Source organism: Streptomyces sp. NPDC051051, assembly GCF_040682975.1.
GTDB lineage: Bacteria > Actinomycetota > Actinomycetes > Streptomycetales > Streptomycetaceae > Streptomyces.
Genome location: NZ_JBFBCB010000020.1, coordinates 21,219 through 38,446 on the forward strand (window position 1 = coordinate 21,219; position 17,228 = coordinate 38,446).

Here is a 17,228-nt window from a genome sequence, read left to right on the forward strand (position 1 = left end):
TTCCCGCCCGCTTTTCCGCTGCCGTGGAACAGGGCCATGTCAGGGGCGGGTGACACCATCGAGGCATGGTGCAGGTCTGTCTGAACGGAGCGCGGGGTGCCGCCGACGGCGCGGCGGTGCCGCTGTCCCCCGAGGCGCTGGCCTGGGCCGCCGCGGAAGCGGTCGCGGCCGGGGCCACGGAGATCCATGTGCATCCGAAGACGCCGTGCGGGCGGGACAGCCTGTCCCCGCGGGTGGTGGCGGCGACGCTCGACGCGATACGGCGACGGGTTACCGTGCCGGTCGGGGTGACGACGGGCGCCTGGGCGGAACCCGACCCGGCGGCGAGACTCGCCCGGGTGCGCGACTGGACGGTGCGCCCCGACCACGCCTCGGTCAACTGGCACGAGCCCGGGGCGGAGGAGCTGGCCGCCCGGCTGATGGCGCTGGGCATCGGGGTGGAGGCCGGGGTCTGGTCCGGGACCGACGGGGCGGCGCGATTCGCCGAATCGCCGCTCGGGCCCAAGGTGCTGCGGGTGCTCGCGGAGGTGACGGACTCCGAGCCGGACACCGCCGAGGCCGAGGCGCGTCGGCTGCTGTCCGGCCTCGGTTCCGCGCACGGCCGTCCCGTACTGCTGCACGGCCAGGACGGCGGGGCGTGGCCCGTACTGCGGCTGGCGGGTCGGCTGGGGCTCGCCACCCGGATCGGCCTCGAGGACACCCTGACCCTGCCGGACGGACGACGGGCCCTGTCCAACGCCCAGTTGGTGGCCGAGGGGCTGGACCGGTACGGGCGCGCCCGGCGGGAACGGTCGGACACGCCCTGGGGAAGCGCGGGGAGCGCGGCGGCGGACACCGCGTCGACGCCGGGCGGGGAGGGTGACGGTACCAGCGGCTAATCGGGTCGCTCCACCTCTTTGCCGTGGGGAGAGTTGGGGGCGATGAGACACCCCTGAGATGCCGAAGGAGCCCCGCATGTCGACGCTGCGCGTCACCGCCGAAGTCCTGACCGTCCACGAGCACCCGAACGCCGACGCCCTCGAACTGGCCCAGGTCGGCCTGTACCGGGCCGTCGTCGCCAAGGGCGCCTACCGGACGGGGGACGCGGCCGTGTACATCCCCGAGCAGTCGGTGCTGCCGGCCGACCTGATCGAGGAGCTGGGGCTGACCGGGCGGCTGGCGGGCAGCAAGACGGACCGGGTCAGGGCGGTACGGCTGCGGGGCGAGCTGTCCCAGGGGATCGTGTGCCGACCGAGCGCGCTGGCGGACGTCGACCTCGCGCGGGCGGCCGAGGAGGGCACCGACTTCGCGGAACGGCTCGGCATCGTCAAGTGGGTGCCGCCGATCCCTCCCACGATGGACGGGGAGGTGGAGCCGGCGCCGGATCTGCTGCCCTGGGTCGACATCGAGAACGTCCAGCGGTATCCGGACATCTTCACGGCCGGCGAGCAGGTGGTCCTCACCGAGAAGCTGCACGGGTCGGCGTGCCTGCTGACGTACGTCGCCGACGAGGAGCGGGTGTACGTCTCCTCGAAGGGCTTCGGCGCGAAGTCGCTGGCGCTGCGGGAGGATCCGCGGAACCTGTACTGGCGGGCCGTCCGCGGCCACGGTGTCGCCGAGGCCGCGGCCCGGCTCGCCGGGCGGCTGGGCGCGCGCCGGGTCGGCATCTTCGGCGAGGTGTACGGCGCGGGCGTGCAGGACCTGACGTACGGCGCCGACGGGCGGCGGGACACGCTCGGGTACGCGGTGTTCGACGTGTCCGCGGAGATCGGCGGCACGGTGCGGTGGCTGGACGCGGCGGCCCTCCTGGAGGGTGAACTGCCCTTGGTCCCGAGGCTGTTCGAGGGGCCCTACGACAGTGCGCGGGTGCTGGAGCTGGCCGACGGGCGGGAGACGGTGTCGGGGCGGGAACTGCACCTGCGGGAGGGGGTGGTGATACGGCCGGCCGTGGAGCGGTACAGCCCGGTGACCGGGGGGCGGGCCGTCGCCAAGGCGGTGGGCGCGGCGTATCTGACGCGGAAGGGAGGGACGGAGTACGAGTGAGCGGCCGATGACCGCGGGCCCGCACGCGGCGGCCGGCCGGCGGTGGAAGGTCGCGGGCCGGACGGCCCGGTGCGGGCCCGCACGCGGTGGCGGACCGGCGGCCGGTGGGCCGTCAGGCGCAGCAGTCCTCGCCCCGGGGCGGGGCGGCCTCCGGGCCGCCGGGAGCGGGGGCCTTGCGTTCGGGGAGGAGGCGCGAGCCCGCGCTGCGGTCGCCGAAGGCGTCGTCGGGGTTGGACAGGACGCAGGAGTCGAGCGAGAGGCAGCCGCAGCCGATGCAGTCGGTGAGGTGGTCGCGCAGGCGGTTGAGCTGCCTGATGCGCTCGTCGAGTTCGGCCCGCCAGGCCTGCGAGAGGCGGGCCCAGTCCTCGCGGGTCGGGGTGCGTTCCTCGGGGAGTTCGGCGAGTGCGTCCCGGATCGTGGCGAGCGGGATGCCGACGCGCTGCGCGGCGCGGACGAAGGCGACCCGGCGGAGCGTGTCACGGGTGTAGCGGCGCTGGTTGCCCGGGGTACGCCGGCTGCTGATCAGGCCCTTGGACTCGTAGAAGTGCAGGGCGGAGACGGCGGCACCGCTGCGGGCGGCGACCTGGCCGACCGTGAGTTCGTGGATCGTCTCTGGAATCTTCGGCACCCCTCGGAGCCTACCCATCCCGCCGGGCGCCCGGTCCGTTGACATGACCCCCCGCGGCCACCATGCTAAGCAGTTGCTTAGACATTCCGTGAGTGCGAGAGAGGCCGCAGACATGGCAGAGCCGAGGATCTTCACGTCCCCCGAGGAGCTGAGGGCGGCGGTGGGCGAGCAGCTGGGGTACACCGACTGGCTGGAGGTCGATCAGAAGCGGATCGACCTGTTCGCGGAGGCCACCGGCGACCACCAGTGGATCCATGTCGACCCCGAGCGTGCGGCCTCGGGCCCGTTCGGGACCACCATCGCGCACGGCTATCTGACCCTGTCCCTGCTGCCGCTGTTCGGTCCCCAGCTGATCGCGGTCGAGGGCGTGAAGATGGGTGTCAACTACGGGACGAACAAGGTCCGCTTCCCCGCACCCGTCCCGGTCGGCTCGCGGCTGCGCGCCACCGCGGCCATCTCCGCCGTCGACGACGTCGCCGGCGGCGTCCAGGTCACCGTCGCCTTCACGGTGGAGCGCGAGGGCGGCGACAAGCCGGTGTGCGTGGCCGAGTCGGTCTCCCGCTACTACCTCTGACCCGCCGTCGCGTGAGCGGCGGGCCGCGCGCCCCCGAGCGGCAGGCCGCCGCGCGGCACTCCCGCCCCCACGGCTACTTCGCCGCCCCCACCATCCGCAGCACGAGGTCGGCGTACAGCGCGCCGACCTCGTCGGGGGTGCGCGGGCCGTCCACGTTGAACCAGCGGGCCACGTCGATGCACAGGGACAGCACCGCGAGGGTCGTCCCGTGCACGTCGATGACGTCGAACTCGCCGCTCGCCACGCCCTCCTCGATGATCCCGCGCACCTCGCCGTCGACCTGCCGGCGCAGCGCGAGGATCTCGGCGCGGGCGTCGGGGCCGAGGGCGTCCAGTTCGTACTGGACGACCCGTGCGGTGGTGCGCCGGCCCGCGTGCCAGCGGACGAAGGAGCTGACGGCCTCCGCGAGCCGGTCCGTCGCACTGCCCCCGCCGCGTGCGGCCGTGCGCAGGATGCCCAGCGCGCGGTCGTGGCCGATCCGGCTGATGCGGTGGAGCAGCTCTTCCTTGGTCTTGTAGTGGATGTAGAGCGCCGCCGGGCTCATCCCCGCGCGGCCCGCGATGTCGCGGGTCGTCGTCGCGTGGTAGCCGCGCTCGGCGAAGGCCTCCACGGCGGCGACGAGCAGTCGCCGGGCCGCGTCAGGGGTGACCTCTTCCCACGGCTCGACCTCGCCGCCGGCCGTCTCCTCCGCCGTACTCATCGCTCGTTCGCCCCTCTCGGTACCGGAGCTCCACCATACCGCCGAAGGTGAGCGCCCGCTTAGCGTGGCTGCCGGCGGCCACCGGTGCGGGTGGCGGGCTCAGATCTTCTCGAAGGGGTCGTGCTCGGCGAGCAGCTTCTCCAGACGGGCCTGGTCGACCCGGCTGACGATCTGCCCGGCCTCCTGGCGGTCCCGGATCACCTTGGCGAGCGTGAAGGCGGACGTGACCAGGTAGAGGACGGCGATGCCGAGGAAACCGCGGACCCAGGCGTCGGCGTTCAGCCGGAGGATGCCGATGGCGGTGGCCGCCATGGCGACCGCGAACGACGCCACGGCCTGGCCGTAGAAGGCGGCCGTGCTCTGCTGTTTGACGGGTGTGTCACTCATGGGACGAGCATCGGCGGACGCGGCCCGCACCGCATCGGTCGGGATACTCAGACGGGTACTCAGAACGCCGAAACTCCCGTCAGCGCCCGCCCGATGACCAGCTTCTGGATCTGGCTCGTGCCCTCGTAGAGGGTCATCACGCGGGCGTCGCGCAGCAGCTTGCCCGCCGGGTACTCGTCTATGTAGCCGTAGCCGCCGTAGACCTGGAGGGCGTTGTTGGCGGCGCGGACGGCCGCCTCCGAGGCGAAGAGCTTGGCCTTGGAGGACTCCACGGCGAAGGGCAGCCCGCGGTCGACGAGGTCCGCGACCCGCCAGGTCAGCAGGCGGGCGGCGTCCACGTCGACCGCGATGTCGCTGATCAGTTCCTGGACGAGCTGGTGGTGGGCGATGGTCTTCCCGAACTGCTCGCGCTCCCCCGCGTACCGCACGGCGGCGTCCAGCGCGGCCTGGGCGATGCCGACGCAGCCCGCCGCGACCGACATCCGGCCCTTGGCCAGGGCCGACATCGCGACGGAGAAGCCCTTGCCCTCCGCGCCGAGCAGCGCCGACGCGGGCACCCGCACGTTCTGAAGGACCAGTTCGGCGGTGGCCTGGCCGCGCAGGCCGAGTTTGCCGTGGAGGGTGCGGCGGGCCAGCCCCGGGGTGTCCGTGGGGACCAGGAAGGCGGAGACGCCCTTGTGGCCGGGGGCGTCCGTGGAGCGGGCGAAGAGCAGCACGACGTCGGCCCAGGTGCCGTTGGTGATGAACATCTTGGTGCCGCTGATGACGTAGTCCTCGCCGTCGCGGACCGCGCGGGTGGTGAGGTTCCCGGCGTCGGAGCCGGTGCCGGGCTCGGTGAGGCCGAAGCAGCCGACGTACGCGCCGGAGGTCAGCCCCGGCAGCCAGCGCCGCTTCTGCTCCTCGTCCCCCCAGGCCGCGACGGTCTTGGCGACCAGGCCGAGGGAGACGGAGACGATGCCGCGCACGGAGGAGTCGCCGCGGCCCAGCTCCTCCGTGACCAGGCAGTACGCGAGGTGGTCGCCGCCGGAGCCGCCGTACTCCTCGTCGATCGTCAGGCCCAGGAAGCCGACCTCGCCGAGCTTCTTCACGAGGGACCGGTCGATTTCCTCGGCGCGGTCCCAGGCCACGGCGTGCGGGGTGATCTCACGGTCCACGAAGTCCCGGGCGAGCCGCCGTACGGCCTCCTGCTCCTCGCTGAGCCCCAGATGCATGACGCGTCACCCCACAGAGAACCGACGGACGGTGGAACGGGCGATCCGAGGACCCGTCCCCGGACCCCGCCCTGCCCGATCATTAAATTAGCACTGCTAGTTTCCAGGTCGCAGCCCTACTATGTGCGCCATGGCCCGACCGCGCAAGCCCTTGCTGAGCACCGACCGCATCGTCGAGACGGCCCGCGCGCTCGTGGACGCGGAGGGCCTCGCGGCGCTCTCGACCCGCCGGCTCGCCGCCGAGCTCGGGGTGAGCGGGCCCTCGCTCTACAACCACTTCCGGACGAAGGACGAGATCCTCGAAGCGGTCGCCGACTCGGTGAGCGCCCAGGTCGACCTGTCGATGTTCGAGGACGGCCGGCAGTGGCGGACCGCGCTGCACGACTGGGCGGTCTCCTACCGGACCGCCCTGCGCGACCATCCGAACATCGTCCCGGTCCTCGCCCGCGGCCCCGGCCGCCGGCCGGCCGGACTGCGGCTCGCGGACGCCGTCTACGGCGCGATGGTCGAGGCGGGCTGGCCGCCCGCGCAGGCCACCTCGATCGGCGCGCTGATGCGGTACTTCATCATGGGTTCCGCGCTCGGCTCCTTCGCCGGCGGCTTCGTGGACGACGCCAGCGCCTACGACCCGGCCGACTACCCGCACCTCGGACAGGCCCACCTGCTGGCCGAGCAGCAGGAGAAGGTCGACGAGCGGGCCTTCGAGACGGGCCTCGCGGCCCTGCTGGACGGGCTGGCGCAGCAGTACGAGCAGCTGCGGCGCACGGCGTGATCCCGGGCGCCGGCACTTCGGCGCCCGCCGAACCGTCCGTGTCCCATCCTGGAGCCATGACCACCAGGGATCCCCGCGCGCCGCTGCTGGCCGGGCTGGCCCGCCTGATCGCCGACGAGACGCGTGCCGCGTGTCTGCTGGCGCTGCTCGACGGCCGGGCGTGGACCGCGGGCGAGCTGGCCCGGCACGCGGGCGTCGCCGCCTCGACCCTGAGCGAGCACCTCGGCAAGCTCGTCGCCGGCGGGATGCTCACCGAGGAACGGCAGGGCCGCCACCGGTACGTGCGGCTCGCCGACGCGCGCGTCGCCCAGCTCGTGGAGGACCTGGCCGCCCAGGTCGCCCCCGCCGACGCCGCGGGGCCCCGGACCCTGCGCGAGTCGAGCGCCGGTGCGGCCATGGCACGCGGCCGGACCTGCTACGACCATCTCGCCGGGCGGCTCGGCATCGCCGTCACCGACGCCCTGACCGCGCGCGGGCTCCTCGTCCAGGACACCGGCTTCGCGCTGACGGACGCCGGGCTCGGGTGGTTCGCGGACACCGGCATCGCCCTGGACCGCGGGAGCCGCCGTCCGCTGGCCCGCGCCTGCCTCGACTGGACCGAACGCCGGCCGCACCTCGCCGGGGTCGCGGGCGCGGCCCTGTGCCGACACGCCCTCGGCACGGGCTGGTGCGAGCGCGTCGGCTCCGGGCGGGCGGTGCGCGTGACCGCCGCCGGCCGGCGGGCGCTGGGCGAGCTGCTCGGCATCGACGGGGCGGCGCTGCGGTGACCGGGGCCCCGGCGAGACGCGGCCGGCGTCCGGTTCCCGCGAGCCCGTCCACCCCCCGACCCCCTATTTTCAGGAGCATGATGAACACCGCCGGCCGCCCGGAACGTCGTACCCGACTGCTCGCCGCCGGTGCGGCCTCGGTCACCGTCGTGCTGTGGGCCTCCGCCTTCGTGTCGATCCGCAGCGCCGGCGCCGCGTACTCCCCCGGCGCGCTGGCCCTCGGCCGCCTGCTGGCCGGTGCCCTGACCCTGGGCGCGATCTGTCTCGTACGGCGGGAGGGGCTGCCGCCGCGCTCCGCCTGGCGCGGGATCGCGGTGTCGGGGGTGCTGTGGTTCGGCTTCTACATGGTGGCGCTGAACTGGGGCGAGCAGGAGGTCGACGCGGGGACGGCGGCGCTGGTCGTGAACATCGGCCCGCTGCTCATCGCCCTGCTCGGCGCGCGGTTCCTCGGCGACCGGCTGCCGCCGCGGCTGCTGGCCGGGATGGCGGTGTCGTTCGCGGGCGCGGTGACGGTCGGGCTGTCGATGTCGGGCGGGGGCGGTTCCTCGCTGTTCGGGGTGGTGCTGTGCCTGCTGGCCGCCGTCGCGTACGCGGGTGGGGTCGTGGCGCAGAAGCCGGCGCTGGGGCGGGCCGGCGCCCTGCAGGTGACGACGTTCGGGTGCCTGGTGGGTGCGGTGACCTGCCTGCCCTTCGCCGGGCAGCTGGTCGGCGACGCCGCCGCCGCGCCGCTGTCCGCCACCCTCAACATGGTCTACCTGGGCGTGTTCCCGACCGCGCTCGCCTTCACCACCTGGGCGTACGCGCTGGCCAGGACCACGGCCGGACGGATGGGCGCGACGACGTACGCCGTGCCCTCGCTGGTGGTGCTGATGTCGTGGCTGGCCCTGGGCGAGGTGCCGGGGGTCCTCACCCTGGCGGGCGGGGCGCTGTGCCTGGCGGGGGTGGCGGTGTCCCGGTCGGGGGGAGCGGCCGGACGGCCCGCGGCACCCCGGCCCCGGCCCGAACCGCAGCCCCGGGCCCAGGCCCAGCAGCAGGCGCAGGCGCGGTCCGACGAGGCCGAGGCGCCGAACTGACGGCGCAGGGCCCGGGAGGCCGGCGCCGGGGTCCGAGCTGACGGCGCAGGGCCCGGCGAGGCCCGTGTGCGCCCCGCCGCCGGTGACGGTGCCGTCGGGGTGCCGTCCGGGTCCCAGGGTTCCGGGAGCCCGTGCCGGGTGTCAGAAGACGATCAGGGCCCTGCCCCCCTTGCCCGCGAGCATGTTCTCGAAGGCCGCCGGGATGCCCTCCAGGGCGATGCGTTCGGTGATGAGGGAGCCCAGGTCCAGGCGGCCGGCGCGGACGTGTCCGGCCAGGATCGGGAGGTCGCGGGCCGGGTCGGAGTTGCCGTAGACGCAGCCGGTGAGGGTGCGGCCCCAGTGGAAGAGTTCCAGGGCGTTGAAGGTGACCTGCTGGTCCTTGCCGCCGATGCCGACGACCGCGGTGCGGCCGCCGCGCCGGGTGGACTCCCAGGCCGTGCGGATGGTGACCGCGCGGCCGACGCACTCCACGGCGACGTCGACGCCCTGCTTCCCGGTGAGGGCGCGGATCTCCCGGGCGGTGTCGTCGGAGGCCACGAGGTACTCGGTGGCGCCCGCCGCGCGGGCCAGTTCCCCCTTCTCCGGGGAGACGTCGACGGCGACGATCGTCGAGGCGCCCGCGATCCGGGCCGCCTGGAGGGCCGCGAGGCCGACCCCGCCGACGCCGAACACGGCCACCGTCTCGCCGGGGCGGACCTGGGCGCAGTGGTGGACGGCGCCGTAGCCGGTGAGGACCGCGCAGCCGAGGAGGGCGGCGTCGGTGAGCGGGATGCTGTCGGGCAGGGGCAGGGTGCAGGAGACGGGGACGACGGTCTCCTCGGCGAACGCGGCGACGTTCAGGCCGGGGTGGAGGTCGGTGCCGCCGGCGGTCGTGGCGTACACGTCGGCGGAGCCGCGGAGCGCGTTGGCGCACAGCCAGACCTCGCCGAGCGAACAGGCGTGACAGTTTCCGCAGGACGGGGCCCAGTTGAGGACCACGCCGTCGCCGGGGGCGAGGCCGGTGACGCCCTCGCCGACGGAGACGACCGTGCCCGCGCCCTCGTGGCCGAGTACGGCCGGGACCGGCACCCGCATGGTGCCGTCGGACAGGGACAGGTCGGAGTGGCAGACGCCGGCGGCGGCGAGCCGGACTCGGACCTGCCCCGGTCCGGGCTCGGGCAGCTCGATCTCGGTGATCTCCAGCGGGGCGCCCACGGCGGGAAGGACGGCGGCACGAACCACGGGGAACTCCTCAGAACTGGAGGGACTTGGTCTGGAGGTACTCGGTGAGACCGTGCGCGCCGAGTTCCCGGCCGACGCCCGACTGCTTGTAGCCGCCGAAGGGGGCGAGCGGGTTGAAGCGGCCGCCGTTGATGTCGACCTGCCCGGTGTCCATCCGGCGGGCGAAGGCGACCGCCTCCGCCTCCTCGCCGGCCCAGACGGCGCCGGCCAGGCCGTAGACCGTGCCGTTGGCGATGCGCAGGGCGTCCGCCTCGTCCTCGTAGCGCAGGATCGACAGGACGGGGCCGAAGATCTCCTCCTGGGCGATCGTCATCTCGGGGGTGACGTCGGCGAACACGGTGGGGCTGACGAACCAGCCCCGCTCGTGGGGGGTCTCGGTGCCTCCCGCGACCAGGCGCGCGCCCTCGGCGACGCCCTTGTCGATGTACCCGCGCACCCGTGCCTGCTGCGCGGCGTTGACGAGGGGGCCGATGCGGTCGCCGTACTTCGCGGCGGCGGTGGCGGCCAGCTCGACGGCCTCGTCGTAGCGGTCGCGGTGGACCAGCATCCGGGTCCAGGCGCTGCACGTCTGACCGGAGTTGGACATCACGTTGGCGACGCCGACGTTGACGGCGCGGGCGAGGTCGGCGCTCGGCAGGATGACGTTGGCGGACTTGCCGCCGAGTTCGAGGGCCACCTTCTTGATCGCGGCACCGGCCGTCGCGGCGATCCGCTTGCCCACCGCGGTGGAACCGGTGAAGGAGACGAGGTCGACGCCGGGGTGTTCGGCGAGGGCCCGCCCGGCGACCGGGCCGAGGCCGGTGACGAGGTTGAGGACACCGGCCGGGACGCCGGCCTCGTGGACCGCCTCGGCGAAGAGCTGCGCGACGAGCGGCGTGTCCTCGGCGGGCTTCAGGACGACCGTGCAGCCGGCGGCGAGGGCCGGGGCGGCCTTGGCGACGATCTGGTGGAGCGGGTAGTTCCAGGGCGTGATGGCGCCGACGACGCCGACCGGCTCCTGGTACACGGTCGAGTTGCCGACCTTCTCCTCGAAGGAGTGGGTGGCGGCCAGTTCGGCGTAGGAGCCGGCGACCGCGATCGGGACGGCCGCGTGGACCGCCTGGGAGAAGGGCAGCGGGGAGCCGAGTTCGGCGGTGACCGTCTCGGCGATCTCGTCCTTGCGGGCCGCCAGCACGTCCCGGAGGGTGCTCAGGCGCGCGGCCCGCTCGGCGGGTGCCGTCGCCGCCCAGGCGGGCAGGGCGGTACGGGCCGCCCGTACGGCCGCGTCGACGTCCTCGGGCCCGGCGGCCGGGACCCGGCCGATGACCTGCTCGTCCGCCGGGTTGACGACCTCGATCACGTCCTGTCCGGCGGCGGGGCGCCAGGCGCCGTCGAGGTAGATGCCGTCGTGTGCCTTCATCGCGTTCCCTCCGGGCGGTCGTCGTCGTCCGCGCCCTAAACTAGCGCCGATAGTTTTCCGGCACCAGGGGCGTTCGCCGTGCGGCGTCCCACACGGGCGCGGCGGCCGCCGCGGGCGTCACTCGTCGAGGTCCGGCAGCCGGTCCGGGGCCGGGCAGATCCGCTCGCCGTGCTGGTCGAAGACGAACAGGTGGGCGAGGTCGACGAGGAGCGGGACCTGCATGCCGTACCGCAGGTCGAAGTCGGGCGTGGTCCGCACGACCAGGTCGCCGGGCCGGCGGCCGTCCGGGGAGGCCACCGCGAGAGGCTGCTCCGCCGGCTCGTCCAGCACCACGACCGGCCCGGCCCGCCGGCCGCCGGCCCGCCCCCGCAGCCGGTCCAGCACCCTGGTCTCCCGCCGTCGCCGCCGGGACGGCCGGGCCTGCGGGCGCGGCGCCTCCAGGTCGGGTACGACGGCGGGGCGCGAGCCGGTGTCGAAGTGCACGAGCACCTCGTGGCCCTGGAACTCCACGTGCTCCACCAGGCCGGTGATGTGCGTCTCGCCGGGACGCGCCTCGGCGAGGCGGCCGATGCGGACGGCCTCCGAGCGCAGACCGACGATCACCTCGCGGCCCTGCTGCACCCGCAGCAACTTGTGGTCCAGGGACAGCGGTTCGGGCAGCCGCAGGGCCTGCTTGCCGAGGCTGACCGTCATCGCCCCGTCGAGCGGGGCCCGGACCACGCCGCGCAGGAGGTTGATGCGCGGGGTGCCGATGAAGGCGGCCACGAAGACGTTGCGGGGCAGGGCGTAGACCGAGCGGGGGGTGTCGACCTGCTGGAGGACACCGCCGCGCAGGACCGCCACCCGGTCGCCGAGGGACATGGCCTCGGCCTGGTCGTGCGTGACGTACACCGTCGTCACGCCCAGCTCGCGCGTCAGGGAGGCTATCTCGGCCCGCAACCGGTTGCGGAGCTTGGCGTCCAGGTTGGACAGCGGTTCGTCCATCAGGAAGGCGGACGGGTGGCGGGCGATGGCCCGGCCCATGGCGACCCGCTGGCGTTCCCCTCCGGAGAGCTGGCCGGGGTGGCGGTCGAGGAGGTCCTCGATGCCGAGCATCCGTGCGGTGGCGTCGACGCGGGGGCCCGGATCGGCGCCCGGGGCCTCGATGCGCAGCGGGAAACCGATGTTGTCGCGGCCGGTCATGGTCGGGTAGAGGGCGAAGTTCTGGAACACCATCGCGATGTCCCGGCCGGACGGCGGCAGGTCGTTCGCGTACGCGCCGTCGAGCAGCAACCGCCCTTCCGTGATCTGCTCCAGTCCGGCGATCATCCGCAGCACCGTGGACTTCCCGCAGCCGGAGGGCCCGAGCAGCACGAGGAACTCGCCGGGCGCGATGTCCAGCGACAGCCGGTCCACCACGCGGGAACCTTCGGCGCGGTAGACCTTGCTCACGTCGTGCAGCGAGATGGCGCGTGTCATGACAGGAGTCCCCGGGGCTCACGGACCCGCCGGCGCCCGCCCCGTCCGGATCGGGGACGGGGCGGGCGCCGGGCGGGCCCTGGGCGCGTGTGCTCGACAGCCTCCGAAGGGCCGAACGAGGCTGTGAGTCACGGAAGTTAACGGACTGTGCGCGCCCGGGGAAGAGAACCGGCCAGATCCGTGGCCGCGAAGTGCCGGCAACCCGCTCGCCGGAGCAGCCGCCCGGCTCAGCCCGCCGGGCCGGCCCGGTCCCGGACCTGGGTCAGGTGGGCGAAGACCACGAGGTTGCCGGAGTAGCCGGACCTGCGGTCGAAGGTGCCGCCGCAGGTGATGAGCCGCAGTTCGGGGCGGCCCCGGTCGCCGTACACCTCCCGGTCGGGGAAGTGGGCCTTCTCGTAGTTCTCGATCCGGTCGACGCGGTAGACGGCGGTGCGCCCGTCGGCCCGGCGGACCTCGATGCGGCGGCCGCGCGAGAGTTCGGACAGGCCCGCGAAGACGGCCGGCCCGCTGTCGGTGTCGAGGTGTCCGACGGCGACGGCGGTGCCCGGTCCGCCCGGGGAGGGACCGTCCGCGTACCAGCCCACCAGCTCGGGGTCGTCCTCCGGGGGCGCGGGCAGCCTGCGCCTGCTGTCCAGGCGGAGGTCCATGACCGGCGCGTCGAGGCTGAGGTACGGGATCGCCAGCCGGGTCGCGCGGGAGCGCGGGAGGACGTGGGGCGTCTTGGGGGCGGTCCGGGGGCGTGGTGTCGCCGCCCGGGGGACGCCCGCTGTGCCGGGGCGCGGCGCGGCGGGGCGCGTGGTCCCCGTGCGGACGGTCCCCGGCGCGGGCGCGGTTCCCGTCGTCGACGGCGGCCGCCGGGGACCCGGCGGCGACGACACCGGGCGGGGCGGCCGCGGCCGCGAGGACGCCGCCCGCTGCGCGGAGCGCCGGGCGGCCCCTGCCGACGGTGCTCCCGGCGGGGACTGCCGGGCCCGTGCCGACGCCGCCCCCGCCCCGTGGGTCGCCGGGGGCGGCGCGCCCTCCGGGGGCCGCGCCGGGCCCGACAACCCCGTCCCGTGCCGGGCGTGCTCCGGACGTGCGCCCGACGTGCCCCCGCCGGCGTCCCGCGAGGGCGCGGGTCCGGACCGCGGACGCGTCTGCCGGTCGGGGCCCCGCACGTCCCCGGCCACGACGGCGGATCCGGCGGGGCCGACCGCCGAGACCGCCGTGTCGGCGGGTTCCCCGGCGTGGGCCCACCAGACGGCGCCCGTCACCAGCGTGACGGCCAGGGCGGCCGTCCTCGTCAGGCGGTAGGCGCGCGTCCGGTGCCAGGGCCTGCGGATCCGCCTACGCGGCGCCATGCGAGCGGCGGCGCAGCCGGAACCACGCCGCTCCACCGACCGCGGCCAGACCGACCGCCGCCGCACCGGCGACCGGGGTGAACGCGGCGTCGCGGGCCAGGCCGCCGCCGCCCGCAGGCGGGCCGCCGTTGGGGCCGCCGGGGTGGTGCGGCCGGTTCGGGCAGTCGAGCCTGAAGGCCTTCGGGCTGGCGGTGCTGACGCCGCCGCCGACGACGGTCCAGGCCAGTCGGTACGGCCCGGCGGGCAGCACCAGGTTCTCGGTGACCCCGGCGCCGTTGGCGAGGGTGACGGCACCGGAGAGGGTGGCGCCGGTGCCGGCCTGCGGCGTGATGGTCCAGTTGATGCCCGGTGCGGTGTCGAAGTTGAAGGCGTCGAGGTAGAACTTGCAGATCTTGGGCTGGTTGCCCTGGGCGCGGACGGCGGTGCCCACCGTGTGCACCTTGACGTCTCCGTTCTCCCCGACGGCCGCGGCGTTCGGCGCTCCGAGGAGAAGGGCTCCACCGGCGGCGAGGGCCGTCAGCGTGGCGGCCCTGCGTGGACGGGACGAGGTCGGCATCAGAGAACCTCCGAGTCAGATGATTTTCATACAAGTTGGCTTGCATCTGACTAGATGTCACATACCGGTCGGCCGATCACGGAAGCACCGCGCGCCGCGCCTCAGATATCGCTCTTACGGCCCAACGAGGAACCGGTGCGCCGCACTCCGCCCCGGCCCCCGGCACCGGCTTCACCTCCAGCCCCGCCTCCGCCTCCGGCTTCACCTCCAGCCCCGCCTCCGCCTCCGGCACCGGCAATGTCCTCACCGTCCGCCGCCCGCGCCCCGCCCCGCTCCTGCGAGCGCAGCGCCACCCCCGACGAGAGCAGCAACAGCCCGCCCAGCATCACGAACGGCGCCGCCGCACCCGCCACCCCGGCGATCAGACCCGCGGCGGCCGGCGCGGCGACCTGGCCGAGGCGGTTGCCGGTCAACCGGAGCGCGAGGGCGGTGGAGCGGGCGCCGTCGGGCGCGGCCTGGACGACGGTCGTCATGGACAGGGGCTGCCCGACCCCGAGGCAGAAGCCGAGCGCCGCGAGCATCACGGCCAGCGCCCACACCGGCACCGGCAGCGCGACCCCGGCGCACAGCAGGGCCGCCAGCAGGCAGGTCACCGTGAGCAGCACGGTCCGCCCGAGCAGTCGCAACAGGGGCGTGAGGACCAGGCGGCAGGCGATGGTGGCGGCGGCCCGCAGGCTGAGCAGCAGGCCGATCACCGACGGTGCGATGCCCCGGTGCTCGCCGACCACCGGCAGGTAGGCGGTGAGGATGTCGGTCGCGGACAGCACCGAGAGGCTGACGAGGATGCCCGCGGGCACGCCGCGGGTGCGCAGGATGCGGACCACGGGGACGCGGTCGCCCTTCGGCGTACGCGACGTGTCGGAGGTGCCCGGGTGCTCGATGCGCCACAGCGAGGTGAACGCGACCGCGGCACCGGCTCCGGCGACGAGGAGGGCCAGCGCGCTGGTGCCGGCCATGTCGGAGCCGCCGATCAGGGCGCCCGCGGCGATCGGGCCGACCAGCTGGCCGAGCGAGGCGCCGATCGTGAAGTGGCCGAAGTTGCGGTCCTGTTCGTGCGGTGCCGACTGGCGGGCGACGAGCGACTGGGCGCCGATGACGAAGCAGAGGTGGCCGAGTCCCATGACGCCGCTCCACAGGGCCATCGCCCACAGGGAGCCGGCGATGCCGCTCAGCGCGCAGCCGCCGGCTGTCAGGACCACGCCGAGGGGCAGCAGGGGCGCACACCGGCCGTGGTCGGTACGGCGCCCCAGCGGGACGGCGGCGAAGAGCGGAAGGAGGGCATACACACCGGCGATGACGCCGACCGCCCGTTCGTCCGCGCCCAGCGCGAGGGCCCGGTAGGAGACGGCGGGCCGGGCCATCGACACCGCCCCCTGCGCGAAGCCGAAGGCGATGACGAGGCGGAGCAGCCAGCCGCGGTTCCCACCGGGCCCCATGAGTGTTTCCTCCCTGGCGGTCGGGGTCGGAGTCGGAGTCGGAATCGGAACGAGCGTGAGACGGATCGGGTCGGTGGGGCCCGAAGGGATCACCTCAGGTCGGTGGGACCTGAGGTGATCGGATCGGGCCGTACGGGCCGGGAGCGCGGGTCAGATGATCCCGAACAGCATTCCCGCCGCGAGGATCACCAGGCTGGTCAGGGCCGCCCACTTCACGACGAACCGCGTGTGGTCGCCGAACTCGACCTTGGCCATGCCGACGAGGACGTAGACGGCCGGGACGAGCGGGCTCGACATGTGCAGGGGCTGGCCCACCAGGGAGGCGCGGGCGATCTCCAGCGAGGAGACCCCGTGGGCCTGGCCGGCCTCGGCGAGGACGGGCAGGACGCCGAAGTAGAAGCCGTCGTTCGACATGAAGTAGGTGAGCGGGATGCTCAGGACGCCGGTGACGAAGGCCATGTGCGGGCCCATGCCGTCGGGGATGTTGTCCACCAGCCAGGTGGCCATGTGGTCGACCATGCCGGTGCCGGTGAGGACGCCGGTGAAGACGGCGGCGGCGAAGACCATGCCGGCGACGTTGAGGACGTTCTCGGCGTGCGCGCCGAGGCGGGCCTTCTGGTCGGGCATGTGCGGGAAGTTGACGGTGAGCGCGAGCGCGGCGCCGAGCAGGAACAGCACCGGGATCGGCAGCCACTCCATGATCATGGCGGTGAGCAGCGTGACCGTGAGGAGCGCGTTGAACCAGTACAGCTTGGGACGCAGGGTGGCGCGGTTCGGGTCGAGTCCGGCGAGGCGTTCGTCCTCCTCGGGCTCGTCGGCGTCGGCACCCGCGTCGGCGTCGGTGTCGGTGCCGGAACCCGAACCGCCCACGGGGGCGGCCTTCCGGCCGGTACCGGTACCGGCGCCCACGAGCACCGTCTCGGTCTCCGTCTCGGTCTCCTCCACCAGGACCTCGTCCAGCGTCAGCACGCCGAGCCGCTTGCGCTCGCGGCGGCCGAGGACGTAGGAGAGGGCGAAGACGCCCAGGAGACCGACGGCCAGGGCCGGGATCATCGGGACGAAGATGTCGCCGGCGTCGAGCTTCAGGGCGGTGGCGGCGCGGGCGGTCGGGCCGCCCCAGGGCAGCGTGTTCATCACGCCGTTGGCCATCGCGGCGACACCGGTCATCACGACCAGGCTCATCTTCAGGCGCTTGTACAGCGGGTACATCGCCGAGACGGTGATCATGAAGGTGGTGGAGCCGTCGCCGTCGAGCGAGACGATCGCGGCGAGGAGCGCCGTGCCGACGACGATGCGCAGCGGGTCGGCCTTGCAGAACTTCAGGATGGCCCGCACGATCGGGTCGAACAGACCGACGTCGATCATCACACCGAAGTAGACGATCGCGAACATGAGCATCGCCGCGGTGGGGGCGAGGCTGGAGACGCCGTCGAGGACGTAGTCCCCGAGCTTGGCGCCCTTCCCGACGAAGACACAGAACAGTGCCGGGATCAGGACGAGCGCCGCGATCGGCGACATCTTCTTCAGCATGATCAGGACCAGGAAGGTCGCGATCATGGCGAAGCCGAGGATGGTCAGCATGAATGGATACCTAACGTTCGCCCTTGAACATCCCACCTGGGGGTCGGCGGTGCGTTGACGTTAGGACCGTTCAAACGGTGTTAACAAGACGTTGACGTGCGAG

The 17,228-nt window shown here is 74.1% G+C and carries 17 protein-coding genes; 6 read left to right on the forward strand and 11 right to left on the reverse strand.

The window, feature by feature from the left end; translation table 11 throughout:
* Nucleotides 1-65: 65 nt before the first annotated feature.
* Nucleotides 66-878, forward strand: a complete 813-nt coding sequence (locus AB0N31_RS17050; RefSeq protein ID WP_366059169.1) for a 3-keto-5-aminohexanoate cleavage protein — start codon at nt 66-68, stop codon at nt 876-878.
* A gap of 76 nt (nt 879-954) precedes the next feature.
* Nucleotides 955-2,022 (forward strand): RNA ligase (ATP), encoded by a 1,068-nt coding sequence (locus tag AB0N31_RS17055; RefSeq protein WP_366059170.1) that lies wholly within the window; start codon nt 955-957, stop codon nt 2,020-2,022.
* 112 nt (nt 2,023-2,134) lie between these two features.
* Here the strand turns inward: AB0N31_RS17055 and soxR are convergent, their stop codons facing one another.
* Nucleotides 2,135-2,650: a redox-sensitive transcriptional activator SoxR gene (soxR, locus tag AB0N31_RS17060; protein WP_366059171.1), complete on the reverse strand. Its 516-nt coding sequence runs from the start codon at nt 2,648-2,650 to the stop codon at nt 2,135-2,137.
* A gap of 112 nt (nt 2,651-2,762) precedes the next feature.
* Here soxR and AB0N31_RS17065 point away from each other — a divergent pair, with 112 nt between their 5' ends.
* Nucleotides 2,763-3,224, forward strand: coding sequence for a MaoC family dehydratase (locus tag AB0N31_RS17065; RefSeq protein WP_366059172.1), 462 nt, complete (start codon nt 2,763-2,765; stop codon nt 3,222-3,224).
* Between the two features lie 73 nt (nt 3,225-3,297).
* Here AB0N31_RS17065 and AB0N31_RS17070 read toward each other — a convergent pair whose 3' ends face one another.
* The 3 genes from AB0N31_RS17070 to AB0N31_RS17080 all read right to left on the reverse strand — a co-directional run bounded on the left by AB0N31_RS17070 (nt 3,298) and on the right by AB0N31_RS17080 (nt 5,522).
* Nucleotides 3,298-3,924, reverse strand: coding sequence for a TetR/AcrR family transcriptional regulator (locus AB0N31_RS17070; protein WP_366059173.1), 627 nt, complete (start codon nt 3,922-3,924; stop codon nt 3,298-3,300).
* Nucleotides 3,925-4,023: 99 nt separating this feature from the next.
* On the reverse strand, nt 4,024-4,311 hold the full coding sequence (locus AB0N31_RS17075) for a YiaA/YiaB family inner membrane protein (protein ID WP_366059174.1): 288 nt from the start codon (nt 4,309-4,311) through the stop codon (nt 4,024-4,026).
* 59 nt (nt 4,312-4,370) lie between these two features.
* Entirely contained in the window at nt 4,371-5,522 is a 1,152-nt protein-coding gene (locus AB0N31_RS17080) for an acyl-CoA dehydrogenase family protein (RefSeq protein ID WP_366059175.1), read from the reverse strand.
* Between the two features lie 130 nt (nt 5,523-5,652).
* Between AB0N31_RS17080 and AB0N31_RS17085 the strand changes: the two genes are divergently transcribed.
* The 3 genes from AB0N31_RS17085 (at nt 5,653) to AB0N31_RS17095 (ending at nt 8,134) form a co-directional block, all read left to right on the forward strand.
* Nucleotides 5,653-6,294, forward strand: coding sequence for a TetR/AcrR family transcriptional regulator (locus tag AB0N31_RS17085; RefSeq protein ID WP_366059176.1), 642 nt, complete (start codon nt 5,653-5,655; stop codon nt 6,292-6,294).
* Nucleotides 6,295-6,350: 56 nt separating this feature from the next.
* Entirely contained in the window at nt 6,351-7,061 is a 711-nt protein-coding gene (locus AB0N31_RS17090; RefSeq protein ID WP_366059177.1) for a winged helix-turn-helix domain-containing protein, read from the forward strand.
* A gap of 80 nt (nt 7,062-7,141) precedes the next feature.
* On the forward strand, nt 7,142-8,134 hold the full coding sequence (locus AB0N31_RS17095) for a DMT family transporter (RefSeq protein WP_366059257.1): 993 nt from the start codon (nt 7,142-7,144) through the stop codon (nt 8,132-8,134).
* A gap of 141 nt (nt 8,135-8,275) precedes the next feature.
* On the opposite strand, the gene AB0N31_RS17100 is transcribed toward AB0N31_RS17095, so the two are convergent.
* From AB0N31_RS17100 to AB0N31_RS17130, 7 genes are all read right to left on the reverse strand, one after another.
* A complete protein-coding gene (locus AB0N31_RS17100; RefSeq protein WP_366059178.1) occupies nt 8,276-9,355 on the reverse strand; it encodes a Zn-dependent alcohol dehydrogenase in 1,080 nt (359 codons plus the stop codon).
* Between the two features lie 10 nt (nt 9,356-9,365).
* Nucleotides 9,366-10,754 (reverse strand): aldehyde dehydrogenase family protein, encoded by a 1,389-nt coding sequence (locus tag AB0N31_RS17105; RefSeq protein ID WP_366059179.1) that lies wholly within the window; start codon nt 10,752-10,754, stop codon nt 9,366-9,368.
* Nucleotides 10,755-10,871: 117 nt separating this feature from the next.
* Nucleotides 10,872-12,212, reverse strand: coding sequence for an ABC transporter ATP-binding protein (locus tag AB0N31_RS17110; RefSeq protein ID WP_366059180.1), 1,341 nt, complete (start codon nt 12,210-12,212; stop codon nt 10,872-10,874).
* A 227-nt stretch (nt 12,213-12,439) separates the two neighbouring features.
* Nucleotides 12,440-13,258, reverse strand: coding sequence for a class F sortase (locus AB0N31_RS17115; protein ID WP_366059258.1), 819 nt, complete (start codon nt 13,256-13,258; stop codon nt 12,440-12,442).
* Nucleotides 13,259-13,538: 280 nt separating this feature from the next.
* A complete protein-coding gene (locus AB0N31_RS17120; protein WP_366059181.1) occupies nt 13,539-14,108 on the reverse strand; it encodes a hypothetical protein in 570 nt (189 codons plus the stop codon).
* A 101-nt stretch (nt 14,109-14,209) separates the two neighbouring features.
* Nucleotides 14,210-15,544: an MFS transporter gene (locus tag AB0N31_RS17125; RefSeq protein ID WP_366059182.1), complete on the reverse strand. Its 1,335-nt coding sequence runs from the start codon at nt 15,542-15,544 to the stop codon at nt 14,210-14,212.
* A 150-nt stretch (nt 15,545-15,694) separates the two neighbouring features.
* Entirely contained in the window at nt 15,695-17,125 is a 1,431-nt protein-coding gene (locus AB0N31_RS17130) for a citrate:proton symporter (protein WP_366059183.1), read from the reverse strand.
* Between the last annotated feature and the right edge of the window lie 103 nt (nt 17,126-17,228).

Excerpts from the sequence above, each read along its gene's own strand:
- AB0N31_RS17050 (WP_366059169.1), top strand. The coding sequence starts at position 66 with ATGGTGCAGGTCTGTCTGAACGGAGCGCGGGGTGCCGCCGACGGCGCG.
- AB0N31_RS17055 (WP_366059170.1), top strand. The coding sequence starts at position 955 with ATGTCGACGCTGCGCGTCACCGCCGAAGTCCTGACCGTCCACGAGCAC.
- AB0N31_RS17065 (WP_366059172.1), top strand. The coding sequence starts at position 2,763 with ATGGCAGAGCCGAGGATCTTCACGTCCCCCGAGGAGCTGAGGGCGGCG.
- AB0N31_RS17070 (WP_366059173.1), bottom strand. The coding sequence starts at position 3,924 with ATGAGTACGGCGGAGGAGACGGCCGGCGGCGAGGTCGAGCCGTGGGAA.
- AB0N31_RS17075 (WP_366059174.1), bottom strand. The coding sequence starts at position 4,311 with ATGAGTGACACACCCGTCAAACAGCAGAGCACGGCCGCCTTCTACGGC.
- AB0N31_RS17080 (WP_366059175.1), bottom strand. The coding sequence starts at position 5,522 with ATGCATCTGGGGCTCAGCGAGGAGCAGGAGGCCGTACGGCGGCTCGCC.
- AB0N31_RS17085 (WP_366059176.1), top strand. The coding sequence starts at position 5,653 with ATGGCCCGACCGCGCAAGCCCTTGCTGAGCACCGACCGCATCGTCGAG.
- AB0N31_RS17090 (WP_366059177.1), top strand. The coding sequence starts at position 6,351 with ATGACCACCAGGGATCCCCGCGCGCCGCTGCTGGCCGGGCTGGCCCGC.
- AB0N31_RS17095 (WP_366059257.1), top strand. The coding sequence starts at position 7,142 with ATGAACACCGCCGGCCGCCCGGAACGTCGTACCCGACTGCTCGCCGCC.
- AB0N31_RS17105 (WP_366059179.1), bottom strand. The coding sequence starts at position 10,754 with ATGAAGGCACACGACGGCATCTACCTCGACGGCGCCTGGCGCCCCGCC.
- AB0N31_RS17110 (WP_366059180.1), bottom strand. The coding sequence starts at position 12,212 with ATGACACGCGCCATCTCGCTGCACGACGTGAGCAAGGTCTACCGCGCC.
- AB0N31_RS17120 (WP_366059181.1), bottom strand. The coding sequence starts at position 14,108 with ATGCCGACCTCGTCCCGTCCACGCAGGGCCGCCACGCTGACGGCCCTC.
- AB0N31_RS17125 (WP_366059182.1), bottom strand. The coding sequence starts at position 15,544 with ATGGGGCCCGGTGGGAACCGCGGCTGGCTGCTCCGCCTCGTCATCGCC.
- AB0N31_RS17130 (WP_366059183.1), bottom strand. The coding sequence starts at position 17,125 with ATGCTGACCATCCTCGGCTTCGCCATGATCGCGACCTTCCTGGTCCTG.